Raw genomic sequence first — 20,936 nt, forward strand, 5'->3', positions numbered from 1 at the left:
CGTTCGTCGGATAAACCCGGCGCCGTTTCGCAGCATCATTTTTGAAGCGGCTCGCATGGAAAGCCGCCGCCGTAGCGCAGGCAAGCGCTCCCCACGCGGGGAGGCTGCGTTGCATGAGGGGGTGCGGCTTTCCGCAGGAGCACGCCGATGTCCCTCCTGCATCTTTTCCATCCGAACCGGAAAGATCCCAATGCTGCCAGTACATCCGTAGTCAGCGCCGTGGTTCAAAGGCTCGAACAGAGCGACATGTGCGCCGGATAAGCGCTATACATTCGCCGTCGAAAATTCGGTGCTTCATGGTGGGTCGAAGGTCGCGGACCTATGTCGATCGGGACCGGGAAAGCCAAATCGTGCCAAATTTTCGCGAACTGTATATATCTCTCGATGCACATTCAATCAAGGCTCAATAGGTTGGTTCGTAATTGCGGATTAATATAGTCTGTTGTCGGCAAAATTAAGAGGGATGAATTACAATAAAATTGCTTATGGCTCCGCCTTTCGGACGGCCAAAAGCGCCGGTAACAACGACTGATTTACATTTCAAATATTTTCGGTTTGAGGAATTAAAAATTTGGCACTCCTATCATTCGAGTGCCAAAGGGGCTATGTTAAGTGTTGCAGTCGCTCTATGTGCGGCGGCAGAAAGAACCCCCAATGAAATTCCGACCACTCCACGACCGCGTCGTCATTCGGCGCGCGGAAGGCGATACCAAATCCAAGGGCGGGATCATTATTCCCGACACCGCCAAGGAAAAGCCTCAGGAAGGCGAAGTGATCGCCGTCGGCCCGGGCTCGCGTGACGAGAGCGGCATGCTGATCCCGCTCGACGTCAAGGCCGGCGATCTCATCCTGTTCGGCAAATGGTCCGGCACCGAGGTCAAGATCGACGGCGAGGACCTCCTGATCATGAAGGAGAGCGACATTTTGGGCATCGTCGAGAAGACCAAAGCGGCCAAGAAAGCCGCCTGACCGGGCGATTTCCGATCCCGCAATTTCAAGACTGAACTGGACGTAAAATCATGTCTGCCAAGGAAATCAAATTCGCTACCGATGCCCGCGACCGGATGCTTCGCGGCGTCGAAATTCTGAACAACGCCGTCAAGGTGACGCTCGGCCCCAAAGGCCGCAATGTCGTCATCGACAAGGCCTATGGCGCGCCGCGCATCACCAAGGATGGTGTCGCCGTCGCCAAGGAAATCGAGCTTGCCGACAAGTTCGAGAACATGGGCGCCCAGATGGTGCGCGAAGTGGCCTCGAAGACCAACGACCTCGCCGGCGACGGCACGACGACAGCCACGGTGCTGGCCGCTTCCATCCTGCGCGAAGGTGCCAAATTCGTTGCCGCGGGCATGAACCCGATGGATCTCAAGCGCGGCATCGACCTTGCTGTGGCTGCTGTGGTGAAGGACATTCAAACCAGGGCCAGGAAAGTCAAATCTTCGGACGAGATCGCCCAGGTTGGTACGATCGCCGCCAATGGCGACGCGTCGGTCGGCGCCATGATCGCCAAGGCGATGAACAAGGTCGGCAATGAGGGCGTGATCACCGTCGAAGAAGCCAAGACAGCCGAAACCGAACTCGATGTCGTCGAAGGCATGCAGTTCGACCGCGGCTATCTCTCGCCCTATTTCGTCACCAATGCCGAGAAGATGCGCGCCGAGCTGGAGGACCCTTACATCCTCATCCATGAGAAGAAGCTCGGCAATTTGCAGGCGTTGCTGCCCATCCTCGAAGCTGTGGTGCAAAGCGGTAAGCCGCTGCTGATCATCTCGGAAGACGTCGAAGGCGAGGCGCTGGCGACTCTGGTCGTCAACAAGCTGCGCGGCGGCCTCAAGGTCGCGGCCGTCAAGGCGCCTGGCTTCGGTGACCGGCGCAAGGCGATGCTGGAAGACATTGCCGTGCTCACCGCCGGCCAGATGATTTCCGAGGATCTCGGCATCAAACTCGAGAACGTCACCATCGACATGCTCGGGCGGGCTAAGCGCGTGCTCATAGAGAAGGATACGACGACGATCATCGACGGCGCCGGCGAGAAAGCCACCATCCAGGCGCGCGTCCAGCAGATCAAGTTGCAGATCGAGGAAACGACCTCGGATTACGACAAGGAGAAACTCCAGGAGCGGCTGGCGAAGCTGGCTGGCGGCGTTGCTGTCATTCGCGTCGGCGGCGCGACCGAGACGGAAGTCAAGGAAAAGAAGGACCGCATCGATGATGCGCTGAACGCCACTCGTGCAGCCGTGGAAGAAGGCATCGTTGCCGGCGGCGGTGTTGCGCTTTTGCGCGCCAAGGCAGCTTTGACTGAGCTTACTGGCGCGAATGCTGACATGACGGCGGGCATTTCGATCGTGTCGAGAGCGCTCGAAGCGCCGATCCGCCAGATTGCCGAGAATTCCGGCGTCGAAGGTTCGATCGTCGTCGGCAAGCTCGCCGACAGCAAGGATCACAATCAGGGTTTTGATGCCCAGAACGAGATCTACGTCGACATGATCAAGGCCGGTATCGTCGACCCCGCCAAGGTCGTTCGGACGGCCCTGCAGGATGCCGGCTCGATTGCCGCGCTCCTGATCACCGCTGAAGCAATGATCGCGGACATTCCGCAGAAGGATGCGTCCGCTATGGGTGGCGCAGGAGGTATGGGCGGAATGGGCGGAATGGACTACTGAGCGGCGCCTGAAACTATAGCCAGGACGACGGAAGGCCCAGCACGCGGGCACATGCGAGCCGATATCTTGGCGATCATCGGCTCGCTCGACATCGTGTTCGGGGAGATCGATCGATAGGCGCTCGTCGCTGTCGTTTTTGCTGCTAAAAATGGTCTTGGAGACAAGAACATGACCGACACTCTTGCCGAGAAAACATGTACGCCTTGTCGCGGCGGCGTCCCGCCGCTCACGCGTGATGAAGCCCAACGCTTCCAGGCACAGGCTCCTGATTGGGAGCTGGGTGACGATGCCCACCGCATCCAGCGGAGCGTTCGATGCCGCAATTTCCGGGACGCGCTCACCCTTGTTCAGGAGATCGGTGAGCTCGCCGAAACCGAGGGCCATCACCCCGACATCAGCTTCGGCTGGGGTTATGTGACGGTGTCCCTGAGCACCAAGAAGATCAAAGGACTGCACGAGAACGATTTCATCATGGCGAGCAAGATCGATCGGATGCTCGATCGCTCGGGCCGGCCCCTCGACCGCCAGCAGTGACACGGCAAATCCATCGCCAATCTAGCGAGGTTTCCATGACACAGATCCGAACCGACAACCAGCCCGTCACCCAAATCACCATCGTCGATTCTGAACCGGACAAGCAGGCCGAGGCATTGTCCGTCATGACCGAGCGGGCGCGCTTTATGGCGCGCCAGCCTGGGTTCATCTCAATCAGTCTGCATCGCAGCCTCGACGGGCGGCGCATCGTCAACTACGTCCAATGGCAGAATCGCGATCTCTTGCGATCGGCTCATCAATCGCCGGAATTCCGGAAGGAGTGGGGTCACTTCGATCAGTTGACGGACGAGATCGATCCCAATCTGTACGAGGTAGCCCAGGTGATAGATAGTGGTCAGTAGGCGTGCCGTCTACGTGACCTGAACCGCCGGGTCGAGACACCCGACATGAGCTGACAAAGTCTAAGCCATGGCTGCCATGAACCATCGCGTCGTCACCGTGTTCGGTGGAACCGGGTTTCTCGGCCGCCGCGTTGTTCGGCATCTCCGCGATGGTGAGTTTTTCGTTCGGATCGCATCAAGACATCCGGAACGGGCCAAGAAGCTGTTTGGTTCTGATGATCCGCAACTTCAATCGGTCGAAGCCAATATCCACGATGAGCGGGCGATCGCCGATGCACTTGCTGGTGCTTACGGTGTTGTAAATGCGGTCAGTCTTTATATCGAACAGGGACAGGAGACCTTTCATTCCGTACATGTCGAGTCAGCCCGGCGGGTTGCAGCTCAAGCACACCGAGCTGGCGTCGAACGGCTCGCTCACGTTTCAGGAATCGGCTCCGATGTTGCCTCGCCGTCGCTCTACATCCGCAAGCGTGGCGAAGGCGAACTGGTGGTGCGTGCCGCGTTTGCTGACGCCACTATCATCCGCCCGGCGGTGATGTTCGGACCGGATGACGCGTTTCTCACCACCATCCTCAAACTTCTCCGCCGGCTTCCAATCTATCCGATGTTCGGTCGCGGCCTGACGAGATTGCAGCCGGCCTATGTGGGCGATGTGGCAGAGGCGACCGCAAGAGCGCTGCAGGGGACGGAAACGCATGCGATCACGCGTATGAGTGCGGCGCTCCTCGCGTCTACTCTTACAAGGAATTTCTCAGAGCCGTTGCGCACGAAGCCGGTCTTAAGCCCAAACTGATTCCAATCCCATTTGCCGCTTGGCACGCGCTGGCTTGGTTCGCCGAAATGCTCCCGGGCCCGCCCGTCACTCGGAATCAAGTGGAACTGATGCAGGTCGACAACGTGTCATCGCCGAAGATGCCGGGATTTGGAGAACTTGGAATTTCGCCGTACTCGGTCGAGGAAATGCTCCAGGAGATATTGTGGGATCACTGATCAAAGAGCTTCTTCGGCTAGTGCGCTCCCGCCAAGGGGAACGACAAGGGCAGCGGCGGCGAGCGTCGATGAGGCTTCGGTCTATCGTCTGCTCAAGGCGCACGACCTGATCAACAGTCCGGCCTTCATCGTCATGAAGGCTGCCAACGAGTTCAAATTGAGTCGTATGTACCAAACCGGCACACTATATATCGATGGTCGCCTGCACCTTCCCGGCAAGCCGGCGAGTGGAAGAGACCAACGCTTTCGCCCAACAAAGGGAGAAGCGATAATGACGTTCAATGACTCAGCGGACTCAAAGCAGCTTTCAATACTGGCCACAGTGGTCGATGATTATTGCCGTCAGGCCGGGATAGCAGTGGGCGATCCGGCCAGGGAACGTCTTGGCCGTCAAATCATCGAGTTGTTCCAAAGCGGCATGGATCAGCCAGACGAGTTGTTGTTGGCCCTAAACCATCACTACGACGAGTGGCTTGGTGAGGTTGGCCTGCCGTCGTCTTGTGCCGACCAAGCTGCATCGCTGATCTCTGGCGCTGCCCCTTCTCCTGCGGATCACCCGTCGATGTCGCCGCAACGCTTCCCCCAACGAAAAACCCCGCAGGAGCGGGGCTTCTAGTATTTTTCGGCGCGGGCTTGCGCTCCACTGAAAACAGTGACGGAGCAGTTAGGCGACAGGGCCAGCGTCTGCCGTTACGGCGAGTCAGGATATCGTTGCATCATCGGCGTTCCGAGCCGCGTCGAACGCGACCGGTCGATTGATGACATTGCTGACGGCAGAACCAGCGAGTGTGCGCGTCACGGAAGCCGGAAAGCAGCGGTCGTTCAATTGCGGAATTCGGATGGAATTGTATCGACTCCGACTATCCTTACACACCCTGCGAAGCTACGCCGATGGCGCTTGCAAGGACGACAGGAAAACACCACCTATAGATTGATAGCGAACAAGCTGGAAACGTCGGTTCAAGTCCGACGGCCCCGACCAAATCGGGGTTTCGTCTAGGGTAGGACACCACACTTGGTAAACGCCGCTCCCTTCCGGTCGAGCGGCGTTTTCGTATCTTCTGTAAAAAGGCAACAAACGGCCCGTATTGTGGAAGGCTAGCCTTGTAGCGCTGGCTAGTGCGTCCGCAACTCGAACTTGATCAGGACTTGCATAAGCTGCCTGTCTGTCTCGTCACTTTCGCCATTTCCAGGTGACATCGGTGAGCGTTGCGAACTGGCTTAGCAATACCGTCTGAGCGGCAAGCGATGCGAGATTCCTCTGCTTGATAAGCGCTGACTAACAGGTTGTTTGCAATCTTTGAGGGGATGCAGAAGCCCTTGAGGCCTGCGAAGTCGGAGCCTGTCAGTGATCATGATGCACGGTGCCCAACCTCGGCAATTCTGAAGTGTCCGCATTAAGCATTTGTTGTCAGCAAACCGTGCGCGCGGTCTGAAATAAAGGAACTCGAACGCTGCACCAGTGCCGCCCGCAGCACTTGAAACCATGCCCGGGTCTTCCATGTAGCACGCAATAGCGCACAACTTTCCGAATGAGGAAGCGCCGGCAGATGAGTCTGCTCCCCACCAGCAATTCAACAGAGCATCGCCGTGCCGACCATCGTTGGCCGGCAGCGTTAACAACAGAGCGTTTTCCTCTTCGTTGTCAGACGAAGGAGATACACAATGGCAAAGGTCGTTTGCGTCCTCTATGACGATCCGGTCGACGGTTATCCGACAAAATATGCGCGGGACGGCCTGCCAAAGCTCGACCGCTATCCCGGCGGCCAGACACTTCCCACGCCGAAGGCCATCGACTTTGAACCGGGGATCCTGCTCGGCAGCGTGTCCGGCGAACTGGGTCTCCGGAAATTTCTCGAAAGCGCGGGCCACAGCCTGGTGGTGACCTCGGACAAAGACGGTCCCGCCAGCATTTTTGAACGCGAACTCGTTGATGCCGAAATCGTGATCTCGCAGCCGTTCTGGCCGGCATATCTGACCGAAGAACGAATAGCCAAGGCAAGCAGACTGAAGCTTGCGATCACCGCCGGCATCGGATCCGATCATGTCGATCTTCAGGCCGCCATGGACCGCGGCATCACGGTCGCCGAGGTGACTTACTGCAATTCGATCAGCGTGTCCGAGCATGTGGTCATGATGATCCTGGGGCTCGTGCGCAACTACATCCCGTCCTACCAGTGGGTCGTGAAAGGCGGCTGGAATATCGCCGACTGCGTCGCACGCTCCTACGATATCGAGGGAATGCAGATCGGAACCGTCGGTGCCGGCCGGATCGGCAGCGCGGTGTTGCGCCGGCTGAAGCCGTTCGACGTCAAGTTGCACTACACCGATCGCCACCGCCTGCCTGAGGCGGTCGAGAAAGAGCTTGGCGTCACCTTCCACAAGGACCCCGCATCCATGGTCGGCGTCTGCGACGTGGTGACGATCAATGCGCCTCTGCATCCGGAGACGGAAAACCTCTTTGACGAGACGATAATCGCCAGGATGAAACGCGGCGCCTATCTGGTGAACACGGCGCGCGGCAAGATCTGCAATCGTGACGCCATCGCCCGCGCGCTGGAGAGTGGCCAACTCGCTGGCTATGCCGGCGACGTCTGGTTCCCGCAGCCGGCTCCCAAGGATCATCCGTGGCGATCGATGCCGCATCACGGCATGACGCCGCACATTTCAGGATCGTCGCTCTCCGCCCAGGCGCGCTACGCCGCCGGCACCCGCGAGATTCTGGAGTGCTGGTTCGAAGGCAGGTCAATCCGCGAGGAGTATCTGATCGTCGACGGCGGCAAGCTCGCCGGCGCCGGCGCGCATTCCTACAGCGCGGGAGACGCCACGCGCGGTTCGGAAGAGGCAGCACGCTTCAAGGCCAGGAGTGATCCGCGCTAGATCGATTTCCGCTGCGCTCGACTCGGACGAGAACAAGACAAGGGTGACGTGGGGGCAGATCGACATGGGTTCTGGTGCGGTTCCGATTCCTATGCGCGCACGACAAGGAGCGGGCAGAGCGAGCGCACTCGGTTCGGCGATTCGCGGACACCACAGACATCCGGAATGTCGCCGCATGGCGACAATGATGTGGAATGTTGCCGCTGAGATGTTCGCGACGATCCGTTCGTCCAACATGCGGTCGCCGATGGGTGTCGCTGTCACTGACCTAACTGCGGTCGAGCCCCTGCCGGGTAGCTTGCCCGTTGACGCTGTGCCCGAGCCAAAATCCGTCGCGGATAGCCTGTTCGTCCAGCGTATTCCCGTACCAGCGCGATGATCCCCGCATTCCTGGGCAATTGCGTTCCGACCTGCTCCGTCGCGAGAATTTCGGCGAGAGGGTTGGCTGCGAGTGAGGGCGAAGAAGGCGAGAAGGCAGAAGGCGAGAAGGCGAAGAGGGATGGCAAGATAAAGCGAGCTGGCGCTCGCCCTCGCTTCGCTCGTAAGTGTCTGTCTGCACATTGTTTTTTCCGGCGCGTGCGGACACCGAGCGGCACGGCGCGAGGTGCGAAGGGTGCTGGTTGGTCCGTTATCCCACTGATCTGAACAGGAAAGTTTAGGTGCCGCAGCGATGTGCGATCCGCCATCCTACGCCACAGCAAGTCATTGCAGTCCATAGCATGCTCAGCGCTCCGGCCACCTTGAACCGCGAATTCTGACTCCCGATGCTGTCGTCATCGCAGATCGTGACGGCGACAGGTTCCAGGTTCGCACCGGCCGGACGCGGGATGGCGGCGCGCCGGTCAATTCGCGCACGCTGCCCTTCGTGCGCCAGGTCGAGATCGCTGTCCGCAAGCAAGGCGGCAATCCCTATCGCATCGGCGCAAGCAGCGGCGCCGGGAAGGGAGTGGCCGCTTCAACGCCCGCGGCCGCGGCGGCAAGGTGGCGTCAGCGTTGCCAAAGGACGCCGGCGGGTGGCGGCAGGACGGCAATGGCGTCCGTTTTCGCTCCCGCCGCGTCGTGGTGAAGGCGCGTGTCGTCAAGCTGCCGGGACGAGGAAAGGCGAGCGGGCGCGGCCAAAAGTTTGTGACGACGAGCAAGGCCGTTGATGCCCATCTGCGCTATCTTCAGCGCGACGGCGTCACCAGGGATGGCGAGAAGGGCAGGGTGTACTCGGCCGTTGACGACGAGGCCGACGGCAAGACCTTTGTCGAGCGCGGGCGTGGCGACCGCCATCAGTTCCGCTTCATCGTCGCGCCGGAGGATGCCGCCGAGATGGAAGACCTGCGGTCCTTCACGCGCGATCTCATGCGGCAGATGGAAGCCGATCTCGACACGCGCCTCGATTGGATTGCCGTCGACCACCACAATACCGGCCATCCGCACACCCATATCCTGGTGCGCGGCATCACCGACGACGGCAAGATCCTGAACATCGCCGGCGACTACATCGCCCATGGCATCCGCCATCGGGCAGGCGAGCTGGTGGAACGTGAGCTTGGGCTACAAAGCGAGATCGAGGTCGCCCGCAAGCTGGCCAACGAGGTCGGGGCCGAACGGCTGACCCGCCTCGACCGCATGTTGGTTGCCGAGCAGCAGGAGCATGATCTTGTCGACCTCCGTCCCAATGCCAGCGACAGCTACACTATCTCCAGCAACCGCTATCTGCTGATCGATCGGGCAAAGACACTGGCGCATTTCGGCCTGGCAAGCGAGATCGAGCCCGGCCGATGGGTGATCGCCGACGCAGCCGAAAGCACGCTGAGGGCGCTTGGCGAGCGCAACGACATCATCACGACCACGCACCGGGCGCTGGAGGAGCACGGTCTCGACCATGAGCGGGGCCCAGCGCAATACGCAATGCACCGGGGGACCATCACCGAGCCGGTCGTCGGCCGCGTGCTCGCCAAGGGTCTTGCCGGCGATGAGATGAGCGACCGGCTGTCGCTCGTCGTCGACGATGTGGACGGGCGTACTCACTATGTCGAGACCGCGGATGCTGCAAAGCTCGATGACATTCAGCGCGGCCATATCGTGGCGCTCGATCCAATCCTGCCGAAAGAGCACCCGCGTGCGGCCGACCGCAACATCGGCGTCGTAGCCGGCGAGGATGGCATCTATCGACCAAGCCAACACCTGGAGGCGATCCGCGAGACGTTTTTCGAAGAGGGCAAGGACCCGGACGCCTTCGTCCGTTTCCATGTCCGCCGTCTCGAAGCGCTGCGCCGGGCCGGCCACGTCGAGCGCATCGACGAAGACCACTGGCGCGTTCCGCAAGACCTGTCCGAGCGCGGCATCGCCTATGATGCCCGCACCCGCGGAAAGGGCTTCTCCGTCCGCGTGCTCTCGACGCTCGATCTTGACGCACAGATCGGCAGTGACGGCGCCACATGGCTCGACCGGGAGCTGACGGCCAAGAACCCTGTGCCGCTGGTCCGGTCAGGTTTTGGTCTCGACGTGGACAACGCCCTCGACAGACGGGCTGCCCAGCTCGTCAGGATGGGCCATGCCGCACGCGATGCGACGAGCGGGACGATCACCTTCTCGCGCGACCTTGTTGCCACGCTGGAGCGCCAGGAGGTCGCGCGCGCGTCGGCAAGGCAATGGCCGCTGCGCGCGGCCTCATCTTCGCGCCCGTCCAGCCCGGCAATCATGTCAGCGGCACGCTCCTCAGCCCGGTCAGTCTTGCCAGCGGGCGCTTTGCCATGCTGGACGATGGTCTCGGCTTCCGGCTCGTGCCCTGGCAGCCGATGCTGGAAGGGCGCATCGGCCAGCACATTACCGGCTTCGTGCAAAACAGCGGCGGCATCGACTGGAGCTTCGGCAGAAAACGCGGCCTGGGGATCGGGATGTGAGGGCCTGCCGCGCGCAACCCTGCAGGAGATCGCGCTGACGCCGGCTCGAGATCGTCACCAGCACGTTGGCCAGCCAGCGTTTCACGACTACCAGCTCTTTATTCCATCCTGAGTTGGCGGGAGGCCTTTTTGCTCATAGAGACCTGGCGCGAGCCATGCCGCTCGCCGCTGGTCTGGCAAGCGGCCTACGGTACAGAATGAGCCTGCGCTGCCGGGGCTGGCTGAAGCGGCGCCCGCAATCCTGCGCTCAACTGATCAACGGCCGACTACGGTCGCCGCAACCTGACGCCTGGGCGATCGCCATTGGTAAACTCCACGCCTTCGGCTTCAAGAGCGGCACGAATTTTTGCTTGGGTTTCGGCGGATACCATCAGACCGTTTTTGCCGTCGCTTTCGCAGCGCTTGATCGTTGGAATAGATACACCAGCCCGGCGAGCAAGCTCTGCCTGGGCGATACCAATCAACGCGCGCGCTGCCCGCATCTGTCCTGCTGTTACCAAGCCTATTGATCCCTTTAGATCATTCCTATATGATCCAAAGGTATCAGCGATACCCTTGGGCCGATGGTCCGAGGTGCGGCTAGGCGCGGTGTTGGCGCACCGTGCCCGGCCTGACCACAAACCAAGCTTCCGAGGAGCTCGGATCATGGGTGATTCCGACAATACCACGACTCCGCCGTTCGTCACGCGCAGGGAAGTGCTTGCGGGAGGGATGATCACGTCCACTGCTTTGGTGCTTGAGAAACGCGCGCTCGCCAGCAATCCAGCGATGACGAGTATGCCCGCCGACCCGGCGCTGGCGCTCTGGCGAGAATGGCGGAAAGCCCACAAGTTAGCCGAACGGCTTTGCCGCGCGCAGCAGCGCCTGGAGACGAGGCTCATCGCAGGCGTGGGCTTTCCTTGTGTGGCCGTTCGCCTGCCCGAGGGTGGGGACGTGACCGTCCACTCGATCGAGGCGCTCAATGAAGTGCTCGGCAAAGGGTCGGATATGGCGGTTCTCGGCGAGAAGACCGAAGCGGATTTCGCAGCGCATCAGGCACGCTGGGATGTGGCTGCCGAGGAGACCGGTTACACCGCCGCGCTCAGGGCCGAGCGCGAGGCTGGCGACCAGGCACAGGATCTGCTGGAAGCGTTCTCAACGACGCCTGCCACGACTCTCGCCGGTGTGGCAGGCAAGCTTGATGCCGTGTTGCGCGAGGGCGAGGCCTGGGAGGAATGCTCCGAGTTCCCCTGGCCGCAAATCCGCTCGGCGCTCAGCATCATGCAAGAGAATATGCCTGAATAGTTTTTTCACTGCGGGCGGTGTCCCAAGCTCCGCAAGTGGCGGGCTGGTGCTGTGCAGTCGCATAATATGCGGCGTGGAACTCAACAGAGGACCTGATCAGGTTCCTGATCCATCACAACTTGCCCACCTGGCAAATCGAGGTAGAAATCATAAGAGGCGGACCGTGAGTGGGGGTCGTTAGCGAAAGAAGGACCAGATTTGCATGTTCAGGAGCGCCGGCCGGCGGCCGACACCTCCGAAGAAGGATAATTGAGACGATTTCGGGGCAAGCCCGCGCAGGAGCCCGACCTCATCTGGCGCCAGCCGGCATCACCGAGAAGGGCAGGCGAATGGCGTCTCCAAACGGTTTGCTGCGCCTGCGTGAGTTCAATCCTTATGGATGCGAACCCTAGTTGGTCTTCAACTGGCCGACGCGGTTTTCCGCGATCCAGCGGGCGGCAAGCACCAGCGCGCCCATGCTGAAATCCTTGCCATGCTTGGCCACCATTTCTTCTGACAGTTTGGCGAGCCGGTCGAAAAATTCGTCCTTGCTCTCGTCTTCGGGGGTGGGTTCGGTTTGCATTTTCTCCTCCTCTTGCATGCGGCCTGCTTTTGCTATTTGAACATCTGCGCGGGAAAGGTGACGATCGCGGCGGTGCCGTCGACGGCGCCCACCGCTAGGTGCCGTCCATCGCCGGACCAGGCAAGCGCGGTCACCGAGCCCCCCAAAGGTCTGACGAGGAGTTCGTCTCGCGCGCCGATCTGGGCGATGGTGATCCGACCGTTGGCATAGCCGGCCGCAATCAGCTTCTTCTCCGGATGCGCCGCCACCGCCTCGACCAGGACCAGCCCGGCGCGACCTGTCTCCAACGCGCCCGAGGTTTTGCCGCCAACCGGCGGGGCGGCCATCGACCAGCCGGCGATCCGGAAGGCGCCCGAGGCAAACAGCGCATTTGCGGTTGGGCTCCAGCACACTGTCCGGACCGGCGATGGAAATCCCGCGACGATCTCAGCTCGGCCATCGTTCACGCTGACCAGAGCAAAGCCTCCGGTTTCGAGCCCAGAGGCCAGCCAGGTGCCGTCGCCACTCCAGCGGATCGATATCGGACGCGCTGAAAAGGGGATATCGCGTATCGGCGTGGCGTCGCCTTCTATCATCCAGATCGACAATCCGCCGTCCAGGCCATAGGCGAGGCGCCTTCCGCCTGACGAAAAGGCAAGCGCATCCGTGGACGGTGTCGCACCGTGTCGCAGTCTCACCGCATCGCCTTGGCCGCGTGACAGGAAAACATCCTGCCCATTGCTGACGGCTGTCATGGCCGTCCGGGGGCTGTGGTCGACGGCGACGACCGGTCCGTCGATCTTGACCAGCGTCTCCATCAGATTGCCGTCCGCGGTCAGATGCACCGCTTCGCCGGCCGCCGTTCCGACGAGGAAGCCGGACCGAAGGTAGTTGGCGAGTGGAACGTCGCCATCTCCCAACGCAGCGGTGGCTATCAATGGCAACGGCAATTTTTCCCTTGGGCGGATCGTCGTCTGGCCGAGATCGCCGCTCACCCTGATCCGCGACTCCGGCGGCTCCTGGTCCGCGACCGCGGCTATGGCGACTGTTCCATCCACGCAGGCGAAAGCGACAGTCGAGCCATCGGCGCTGAAGCGCAGATCGGCGATCGCCGACGGACGACGCCAGCTTCGCGCCAGCAGGTCGAACAAGGTCAGGTTCTGTATCGCGTGCTGGTTCATGACGATTCCCTTCGTCAGTTTCCATCCGTCGCCGCGAGGCTCCGGTCGACGTCCTCGACGTCACCTTCCGCAGCGAGATGCTGTCATCGCACGCCGCGCATTCGTGCATGATTGCCGCGGCTCTCTCCTTCGCCTCATGCAAGTCCCGCACCAGTTGCGCGCTGGCGCCGTTCCTGCCGATTTCGAGTTCCAGGCGCAGCACCTCCATCTCGATACCTGCGCGTTTCTGATTGAGCCGCAGCGCCTCGGCAGTGAGCGCGGAGACGTAGGCGACAAGATCGAGCCTGCGGGCGAGCAGCGCGTCACGCCTGGTAGTTTTCCCCATCGGATCCTCCCGTCATTTTTCGCTCCCAGCCATCGGTCCGGATGGTTTTTCGAAAGCCGACAGCAATTTGGGCAACGTGCCGGCCTGGGAATGGAACTGTTTTTCAGCCGTTTCGATGTGGCTCTTGAGCTGGTCCCAGATGTCGACGCGGATCATCGACGTCCTATCGCCGGTGAGGCGCTCGATTTCGTCGACGCGGAACTGGCGTGACAGCGAAACGCCGGAAAACACGAAGTCCCGCAACAGGATCGCATGGTTCTCGATGAACAGATGGATCATCGGATGCGTTTCCGTGGTGACGCCGCCGGCGGCTAGCTCGGCCCGGATGAAGTCCTGGAAGTGGCTCTGGAGGCGATATTGGCTCTCGCCCATGAAGCGCATGACAAAGACCAGATCCCGGGGCATCAGCCTGACAAGATCGCCGGTGACACCGTCGGCCTGGCTGGACATTGGCTCGGGCGGCCTCCGGCTGTCTTTATCGTTCGGCATGGTCTCTCTCCAGCGCGAGGCCCATCCACGGGCCGTCGCCTTCAAATAGTAGAGAAAGACGATGAATTGAACAGATAATATTGGTTTTGATATTTGCTGCACATGCTAAACTAAATATATTGCAGATGCGAATAGATGTTAAATATTACAGGCGTACGTTACAACTGTAAAATAACGTTACAGTTGGTTATTTTCTCATGTGCCGAAAGAGCAGCGATTTTGTTTTTTGCGCCAGCCATGGACATTATTTCGAGTTGGCACGGCGCTTGCTTTGTACATTTCCACAAGAAGCCCATCGCGCTTTTGACGCGGTGCCAAAAGAACGAAGGAACGGAGGAAGCAGGCCGCTTCGATACGCCCATCGCATATGCGGTTGGCGTCGCGGATCCCTGCCAGACGCCTCCAACACCTTTGCCGCGATCCACTTGAATGGCCGGACCATGAGTCGCGCCTGAATGCGCAACCCTTTGTCGTGCCGTTCGCACTCTCACTGGCGGTGCCGTGCGCCGCTTCATGCCGGGGTCAAGGGACCCGGGCTCAAACCTGGTGGAGGCTTATGACCATGACGTCTCTGACGCTCAACAAGATTACCTCGCAACGCGGAATCTCCGTCGGCGAGGCAACCAAGAAGATTGCCGATCTCGGCTGGAATCCTTCCTACGTTCAGGAAGCGATGACGTTTCCGACCGACTACAAGATCAACAAGACGCCGCGCGACCCGATGAAGCAGGTTTTGCGGTCGTACTTTCCGATGCAGGAAGAGAAGGACAACCGCGTCTATGGCGCACTCGATGCGGCATTGCGCGGCGATATGTTCCGCAACGTCGAGCCGCGCTGGGTCGAGTGGATGAAGCTCTTCCTGGCGATCATTCCCTTCCCGGAGATTTCCGCCGCCCGCTCGATGGCGATGGTCGCCCGCATCGCGCCCGGCGAGGAACTCAGGACCGGCTTCACCATGCAGATGATCGACGAGTTCCGTCACTCGACGATCCAGATGAACCTGAAGAAATGGTACATGGAGAACTACATCGATCCGGCGGGCTTCGACATCACCGAGGAAGCCTTCGGAAAATGCTACGCCACGACCATCGGCCGGCAGTTCGCGGAAGGCTTCATCACCGGCGACACGATGACCGCCGCCTGCATGTACCTGACCGTGGTGGCCGAGACCGCCTTCACCAACACGCTGTTCGTCGCCATGCCTTCGGAAGCCGCCCGTAACGGCGACTACGCGCTGCCGACCGTCTTCCTGTCGGTGCAGTCGGACGAGAGCCGGCATATCGGCAACGGCCACTCACTGCTGATGGCAGCGCTCAAGGAACCGGAAAATCACCTCTTGCTCGAGCGCGACCTGCGTTACGCCTTCTGGCAGAACCACGCGATCGTCGATGCTGCCATCGGCACCTTCATCGAATACGGCACCACCAACCGCGACAAGAACAAGGAGTCCTACGCGGAAATGTGGCACCGCTGGATCTATGAAGACTACTACCGCACCTACATGCTGCCGCTCGAGAAATACGGCATCAAGGTCCATCACGACGACGTCCAGGCAGCATGGGAACGCATCACCAAGAAGAATTACGTCCACAAAGTTGGACAATTCTTCGCGGTCGGCTGGCCGGTCAACTTCTGGCGCATCGAGGCCCAGACCGACAAGGACTTCGAGTGGTTCGAGCACAAGTATCCGGGCTGGTACGCCGAGTTCGGCGACTTCTGGAAATGGTACGCCAAGCTTAGCCACAAGGGCGAGAAGGTGCTCCTGTTCAACAGCGACGTCGGTTATGTCTACCCGCACCGCTGCTGGTCCTGCCTCGTGCCCTGCCTGATCCGCGAGGATATGGTTGTTGGCGAGATCGACGGCCAGTTGCACACCTTCGCCCATGAGCTCGACAAGTGGACCGCGACTGTGGCCTTCGCCGACGAGTATGAGGGCCGTCCGACACCCGCGATGGGCCGCTTCAGCGGCAAGCGCGAGTGGGAGACGCTCTATGATGGCTGGGATCTGGCCGATGCCATCAAGGACCTGAACTTCGTCCGCTCCGATGGCAAGACACTCGTCCCGCAGCCGCATATGCGCTTTGACGACAAGGAGATGTGGACGCTGGACGACGTGCGCGGCAACAAGCTCGGATCGCCGTTGAACGCGCTCCGTGGCATGACGCCGGAAGCACGCGCGCAGCACCTGGCGGACTACGCCAAGGGCTTCACCATCAATCCCTGCAACTGATCAGGCCAAGGGGGCGGGTCCGTCCCGCCCCCTTCCTTTTACTGGAGGTCCGTATGTCGGAAACCCACACGGTCAGGCTCAGCCCGGTCGGCGTCGAATTCGACGTCGAGGATGGCGAGACGGTGCTCAACGCCGCTTTCCGCCAAGGCATCGCCCTGCCGCACGGCTGCAAGGAAGGGCAATGCTCGGCCTGCAAGAGCGTGTTGCTCGATGGCGAAGTCGACATGCTCAAATACTCGACCTTCGCGCTGAACGACATGGAGAAGGAGAGCGGCCACGTCCTTTTATGCCGCTGCATCGCCTACTCCGATCTGGAAGTCGAGCTTCTCAACTACGACGAGGAGATTTTGGCGAAAGCGATCGCCGTGAAGACGTTCAAGGGCCGGATTGCTCTGATCGAGCACTTGACCCACGACATTCGCGGCATCGAGATCGAACTCGGCTCGCCGATAAAGTTCTGGGCGGGGCAATATGTCGACATCACGGTTACCACGCAAAAAGGGGAGACGATTACGCGCTCGTTCTCCATGGCAAATACGCCGGACCAAACCCAAAAACTCTCCTTCATCATCAAAAAATACCCTGAGGGAAAGTTCTCCGGAGAGCTCGATTCCGGGGGCATCGAGGTCGGAGCCGAAGTCACCGTCGTCGGACCCTACGGAACCTGCTTCCGCCGCGACGAACGACAAGGACCCCTGATCCTGGTCGGCGCCGGCTCGGGTATGTCGCCGATCTGGTCGATCCTCAATGACCATCTGAGGAGCGGCGAGAAACGCCCGGTCTATTTCTTCTACGGTGCTCGAACGCGCAACGACCTGTTCTACCTCGACAGGATCGCCGAGCTGATCGGTCAGCATTCGGACGTCACTTTCATTCCCGTGCTGTCGCACGCGACTGGTGACGCCGAATGGGAGGGCGAGCGTGGCTTCGTGCACCAGAGTGTCGACGCCAAGCTCAAGCAACTGGCGGTCGACGGGCAGGGCGATGTCCATGCCTGCGGCCCGCCGCCGATGATCGATGCGCTTCAGCCGGTCCTGTTCATGAATGGGTTCGAGACGGAGCGGATCTTCTTCGACAAGTTCACCACATCGGCGGGTGCAACGCCGGCCCATTGAGGGCGGCCACGCCAAGCCAACCACAACTGCAACAAGGGAGTGAAGACTATGCCAGCTATCTCGAGTTCAGTCGGATCCGGAGCCGCCGGCGCGGCGATCTTTGCCGACTCCGACAGCCGGAAATACCGGTATTTCGACCCCAAGGGCCAGCGCGCCACGCACTACGAAGACATGACGGTCGACGTACAGCCTGACCCGGAGCGTTACCTGATCCAGGACTGGATCATCTCCTTTGCCGACGGCAAGGGCGCTTATGTCAAGCAGAACACCGCCGCGCAGAGCTCCAACTGGCATGCCTTCCGCGCCCCCGACCAGGAGTGGGAACGCACGCACTACCAGCGCCAGTCGAAAATTGAGACGATGGTGCAGAGCGTCATCAACAATGCCCGCAAGTCGGGGGCGCCCAGGACCTTCGACAAGGCCTGGGTCAAGATCCTGCAGACGCAGCTCGGCGCCTGGAAACATGCCGAATTCGGGCTCGGCACCTCGCTGATGCAGGCGCAGCGTTACGGCTACACCCAGATGATCAACAACGCGACGCTGACCAACTCGTCCTACAAGCTGCGGCTGGCACAGGACATCACGCTCTACCTTGCCGAGATCGGCATGGACCTTCCCGGCTGGGACGACGAACTCGGCAAGAAGGCCTGGCTCGAGGACAAGAACTGGCAAGGAACCCGCGAAGCGGTCGAGACCATCATGGGTGCGGCCGACTATCTCGAACAGTATTTCGCCATCAACATCGTCTTCGAACCGCTGGTCGGAGAAGCATTCCGGTCTGGTTTCCTGATGCAGATCGCCGCCGCCAACCATGACTTCATCACGCCTGCGGTGATCTCGGCAGCCGAGGCCGACTACGAGCGCAACCTCGCCAACACGATCGACCTCATGCACATGCTCGCCAATGACGAGAAGCATGGCGCGGCGAACAAGAAGCTCTTCCAGGGCTGGGTCAAGAAGCACGGCGTGCTCGCCGACAAGGCAGCCATCGGCCTGCAGCCGATCTGGTCGATGCCGCATTCCAAGCCGGTCGCGTTCACTGACGTCCGCGCCAAATCCGAGGAGCGGATTGGCCAGATCCTCGGCGAACTCGGCCTCAAGCGCTGACACAGGGAGAAATCGTCATGTCAACTACAGCACGCGACGCATCGCATTCCAACATCTTCAAGGCGATGAAGGACATCACCTTCGAACAGACGATTTCGCATCAGTGCGGCGTCACCATGAACGACTCCGTGGAAGCCAGGGCCATCGCTGAATTCATGGGCCTGAAGCCGAACGTAACCGTCACCTACCAACCGGCGATGATCCGCATCGATGGCACCGGCAAGCTGATCTTCAAGATGGATGAGATCAGCGAATATCTCGGCCGCGAGATGACGGCCGAAACTTTCGAGGTCAATAGCTCCACCCACTACGGGCGGATGGTGCGCATCGACGACAACACCGTGATCCTGTTCGGCAACATGGACGAGATGTTCGAATATATCGAATAGACGACAAAAAATAGGCGCGCCGCCTGGTTGCGGCGCGCCGAACCGATCAACACCCATCTTGCGGAGGGAAGAATGTTTAGGACACCGGAAGGCAAGGACATTTTCGTGGTCGATGGCCACACCCATTTCTGGGACGGCAGCCCGGAGAACCAGAAGAATATCCACGGCAAGCAGTTCATCGACTGCTTCTACGCCTATCACACGGGGCTGAGCCCCAAGGACCAGCTGTGGGAGAAGAGCAAGTTCGAAAAGTACAGCGCCGACGATCTCTATCGCGACTTGTTCATCGACGGTCCCGATGATGTGGCGATCGTCCAGTCGACCTATCTCAAGGACTTCTACCACAAAGGCTTCAACACGATCGAGCGCAACGCCGAGGTGGCCAAGCGCTATCCGGAGCGTTTCATCGTCAATGGCGCCTTCGATCCGCGCGATGGTGAGAAGGCGCTCGAGTACATTCACTTCCTCAAGGAAACCTACGACGTCAAGGGCGTGAAGATGTACACGGCCGAATGGAACGGCGCTTCCAAGGGCTGGAAGCTCACCGATCCCGATGCTTACAAATGCTTCGAACTCTGCGACAAGCTCGGCATCAGGAACATCCACGTCCACAAGGGCCCGACGATCCTGCCGCTCAGCAAGGATGCGTTCGACGTGCATGACGTCGATCACGCGGCGACGGATTTCCAGGGCCTCAACTGGATCATCGAGCATTGTGGCTTGCCGCGCCTCGACGATTTCTGCTGGATCGCGACGCAGGAAACCAACGTCTATGGGGGGCTTGCGGTGGCGCTGCCCTTCATCCATTCCCGCCCGCGCTATTTCGGCGAGGTCATCGCCGAACTGCTGTTCTGGATCGGGCCGGAGAAAATCCTGTTCGGTTCCGACTACGCGATCTGGACGCCGCGCTGGCTGGTGGAGAAATTCTGGACCTATCAGATCCCCGAGGACATCGCCGCGGAACGTGGTGTGCAGCTGACCGACGAGATCAAGGAGAAGATCCTCGGCCTCAACGCCGCGCGTCTCTACAACATCGACATCGAAGCCAAGAAGAAGGCGCTCGCCAGCGCGCCCTTCAGCATCGCGGCGGAGTAGGGGCCATGGCAACCGCCAGCGTTTCCGGCAACCGCGAGAAGGAACTCTGGCGGCGCCTTGGTGAGGTCAACGACCCGGAGCTCGACGAACCGATTACCGAGATGGGCTTCGTCGAGCGGGCGCAGGTGACGAGCGATGGCAGTGTGGGGATCGACTTCCGCCTGCCGACCTACTGGTGCTCGCCCAACTTCGCGTTCCTCATGCTGGACGGCGTCCGCAAGGCGCTCGACCAGCTCTCATGGTCGCCTGTCTATCGCGTCAAGCTGCACGATCACATGTTCGCGGAAGAGGTCAATCGCGGCATGGAAGCCGGCAAGACATTCGGCGATATTTTCGCCGGGCTCGCCGAGGATCAGGATCTCGGCGCTTTGCGCGAAACCTTTGGGATGAAGGCCTTCAAGCGGCGCCAGGAGGCGCTTCTGCGCGGCCTGCGGCAGAACGGCCTGACGGATCGGGAAATCCTCGGCATGGACCTGCCGGCATACGACGGCGCGCGGTTCGAACCGGGCGAAGCGGCCAAACAGAAGCCGAGGTACAGGGCGGCTCTGCTTGAGCGTTTTCCCGACCGCCAGCCGGATGATCCTGTCTTCGTGACCTGGGAAGGGCAACGCATACCGGCTGGCGCATTCGATGCCCATCTCGCCGAACTGCGCGGTGTCCGCGTCAATATGGAGTTCAATGGCGCGCTTTGCCGTGGGCTCAAGCAGACCAGATACAAGGAACTGGACATGGTCGACGGCGAACCGACGCTGGTCGATTTCATCATGGATCGCGTGCCGGCACGGGCCGCGCCGACCGCCTGAAGCAGAGCTGAAACAACGGCCTCCCTTGCACGAGGCCCCTAACCAACAACCCGC

19 protein-coding genes and 2 pseudogenes are annotated in these 20,936 nt (G+C 60.5%); 18 read left to right on the forward strand and 3 right to left on the reverse strand.

The genetic code is table 11. The annotated features are described in order from the left end of the window. Nucleotides 1-654 precede the first annotated feature (654 nt). From NKJ08_RS30545 to NKJ08_RS30600, 12 genes and pseudogenes are all read left to right on the forward strand, one after another. Complete coding sequence (locus NKJ08_RS30545) at nt 655-969, forward strand: co-chaperone GroES (RefSeq protein ID WP_352530098.1); 315 nt, start codon at nt 655-657, stop codon at nt 967-969. Between the two features lie 50 nt (nt 970-1,019). Next, a complete protein-coding gene (gene groL / locus NKJ08_RS30550; protein WP_352780183.1) occupies nt 1,020-2,663 on the forward strand; it encodes a chaperonin GroEL in 1,644 nt (547 codons plus the stop codon). Nucleotides 2,664-2,705: 42 nt separating this feature from the next. Then, nucleotides 2,706-2,780, forward strand: a pseudogene (locus NKJ08_RS30555) (NADH-quinone oxidoreductase subunit D-related protein); the annotation flags it as partial. A gap of 51 nt (nt 2,781-2,831) precedes the next feature. Further along, on the forward strand, nt 2,832-3,197 hold the full coding sequence (locus tag NKJ08_RS30560; protein ID WP_352531455.1) for a 4a-hydroxytetrahydrobiopterin dehydratase: 366 nt from the start codon (nt 2,832-2,834) through the stop codon (nt 3,195-3,197). A gap of 35 nt (nt 3,198-3,232) precedes the next feature. Further along, complete coding sequence (locus NKJ08_RS30565) at nt 3,233-3,559, forward strand: antibiotic biosynthesis monooxygenase family protein (RefSeq protein WP_095199207.1); 327 nt, start codon at nt 3,233-3,235, stop codon at nt 3,557-3,559. Between the two features lie 67 nt (nt 3,560-3,626). Further along, nucleotides 3,627-4,352: an NAD(P)H-binding protein gene (locus NKJ08_RS30570; protein WP_352531458.1), complete on the forward strand. Its 726-nt coding sequence runs from the start codon at nt 3,627-3,629 to the stop codon at nt 4,350-4,352. 468 nt (nt 4,353-4,820) lie between these two features. Continuing rightward, nucleotides 4,821-5,165, forward strand: a complete 345-nt coding sequence (locus NKJ08_RS30575) for a hypothetical protein (protein ID WP_352531499.1) — start codon at nt 4,821-4,823, stop codon at nt 5,163-5,165. Nucleotides 5,166-6,214: 1,049 nt separating this feature from the next. Next, nucleotides 6,215-7,429 carry an NAD-dependent formate dehydrogenase gene (locus NKJ08_RS30580; RefSeq protein ID WP_352780184.1) on the forward strand — a complete coding sequence of 405 codons (1,215 nt, stop codon included), beginning with the start codon at nt 6,215-6,217 and terminating at the stop codon, nt 7,427-7,429. Between the two features lie 1,347 nt (nt 7,430-8,776). Beyond that, a pseudogene (locus NKJ08_RS30585) lies at nt 8,777-9,991 on the forward strand (DUF3363 domain-containing protein); the annotation flags it as partial. Between the two features lie 80 nt (nt 9,992-10,071). After that, nucleotides 10,072-10,323, forward strand: coding sequence for a DUF3363 domain-containing protein (locus NKJ08_RS30590; RefSeq protein WP_352531497.1), 252 nt, complete (start codon nt 10,072-10,074; stop codon nt 10,321-10,323). 155 nt (nt 10,324-10,478) lie between these two features. After that, nucleotides 10,479-10,832: a hypothetical protein gene (locus NKJ08_RS30595; RefSeq protein WP_352531462.1), complete on the forward strand. Its 354-nt coding sequence runs from the start codon at nt 10,479-10,481 to the stop codon at nt 10,830-10,832. Between the two features lie 136 nt (nt 10,833-10,968). Further along, nucleotides 10,969-11,607 (forward strand): hypothetical protein, encoded by a 639-nt coding sequence (locus NKJ08_RS30600; RefSeq protein WP_352531464.1) that lies wholly within the window; start codon nt 10,969-10,971, stop codon nt 11,605-11,607. Between the two features lie 388 nt (nt 11,608-11,995). On the opposite strand, the gene NKJ08_RS30605 is transcribed toward NKJ08_RS30600, so the two are convergent. The 3 genes from NKJ08_RS30605 to NKJ08_RS30615 form a co-directional block, all read right to left on the reverse strand. Further along, nucleotides 11,996-12,169 (reverse strand): hypothetical protein, encoded by a 174-nt coding sequence (locus NKJ08_RS30605; RefSeq protein WP_164547015.1) that lies wholly within the window; start codon nt 12,167-12,169, stop codon nt 11,996-11,998. A 32-nt stretch (nt 12,170-12,201) separates the two neighbouring features. Further along, nucleotides 12,202-13,329 (reverse strand): WD40 repeat domain-containing protein, encoded by a 1,128-nt coding sequence (locus NKJ08_RS30610; RefSeq protein WP_352531466.1) that lies wholly within the window; start codon nt 13,327-13,329, stop codon nt 12,202-12,204. A 337-nt stretch (nt 13,330-13,666) separates the two neighbouring features. Continuing rightward, a complete protein-coding gene (locus NKJ08_RS30615; RefSeq protein WP_352531469.1) occupies nt 13,667-14,143 on the reverse strand; it encodes a hypothetical protein in 477 nt (158 codons plus the stop codon). A 556-nt stretch (nt 14,144-14,699) separates the two neighbouring features. On the opposite strand from NKJ08_RS30615, the gene NKJ08_RS30620 reads away from it, so the two are divergent. The 6 genes from NKJ08_RS30620 to NKJ08_RS30645 all read left to right on the forward strand — a co-directional run bounded on the left by NKJ08_RS30620 (nt 14,700) and on the right by NKJ08_RS30645 (nt 20,882). Then, a complete protein-coding gene (locus NKJ08_RS30620; protein WP_352531471.1) occupies nt 14,700-16,373 on the forward strand; it encodes an aromatic/alkene/methane monooxygenase hydroxylase/oxygenase subunit alpha in 1,674 nt (557 codons plus the stop codon). Nucleotides 16,374-16,426: 53 nt separating this feature from the next. Continuing rightward, on the forward strand, nt 16,427-17,488 hold the full coding sequence (locus tag NKJ08_RS30625; RefSeq protein WP_352531473.1) for an NADH:ubiquinone reductase (Na(+)-transporting) subunit F: 1,062 nt from the start codon (nt 16,427-16,429) through the stop codon (nt 17,486-17,488). Between the two features lie 48 nt (nt 17,489-17,536). Then, complete coding sequence (locus NKJ08_RS30630; protein WP_352531475.1) at nt 17,537-18,595, forward strand: aromatic/alkene monooxygenase hydroxylase subunit beta; 1,059 nt, start codon at nt 17,537-17,539, stop codon at nt 18,593-18,595. Between the two features lie 17 nt (nt 18,596-18,612). Then, complete coding sequence (locus NKJ08_RS30635) at nt 18,613-18,984, forward strand: MmoB/DmpM family protein (protein ID WP_352531477.1); 372 nt, start codon at nt 18,613-18,615, stop codon at nt 18,982-18,984. Between the two features lie 72 nt (nt 18,985-19,056). Beyond that, a complete protein-coding gene (locus NKJ08_RS30640) occupies nt 19,057-20,079 on the forward strand; it encodes an amidohydrolase family protein (protein WP_352784870.1) in 1,023 nt (340 codons plus the stop codon). 5 nt (nt 20,080-20,084) lie between these two features. Continuing rightward, entirely contained in the window at nt 20,085-20,882 is a 798-nt protein-coding gene (locus NKJ08_RS30645) for an iron-sulfur cluster assembly protein (protein WP_352531480.1), read from the forward strand. The last annotated feature ends 54 nt before the right edge of the window (nt 20,883-20,936 follow it).

The sequence above is a fragment of the Mesorhizobium sp. M0244 genome, from assembly GCF_040321795.1.
GTDB lineage: Bacteria > Pseudomonadota > Alphaproteobacteria > Rhizobiales > Rhizobiaceae > Mesorhizobium.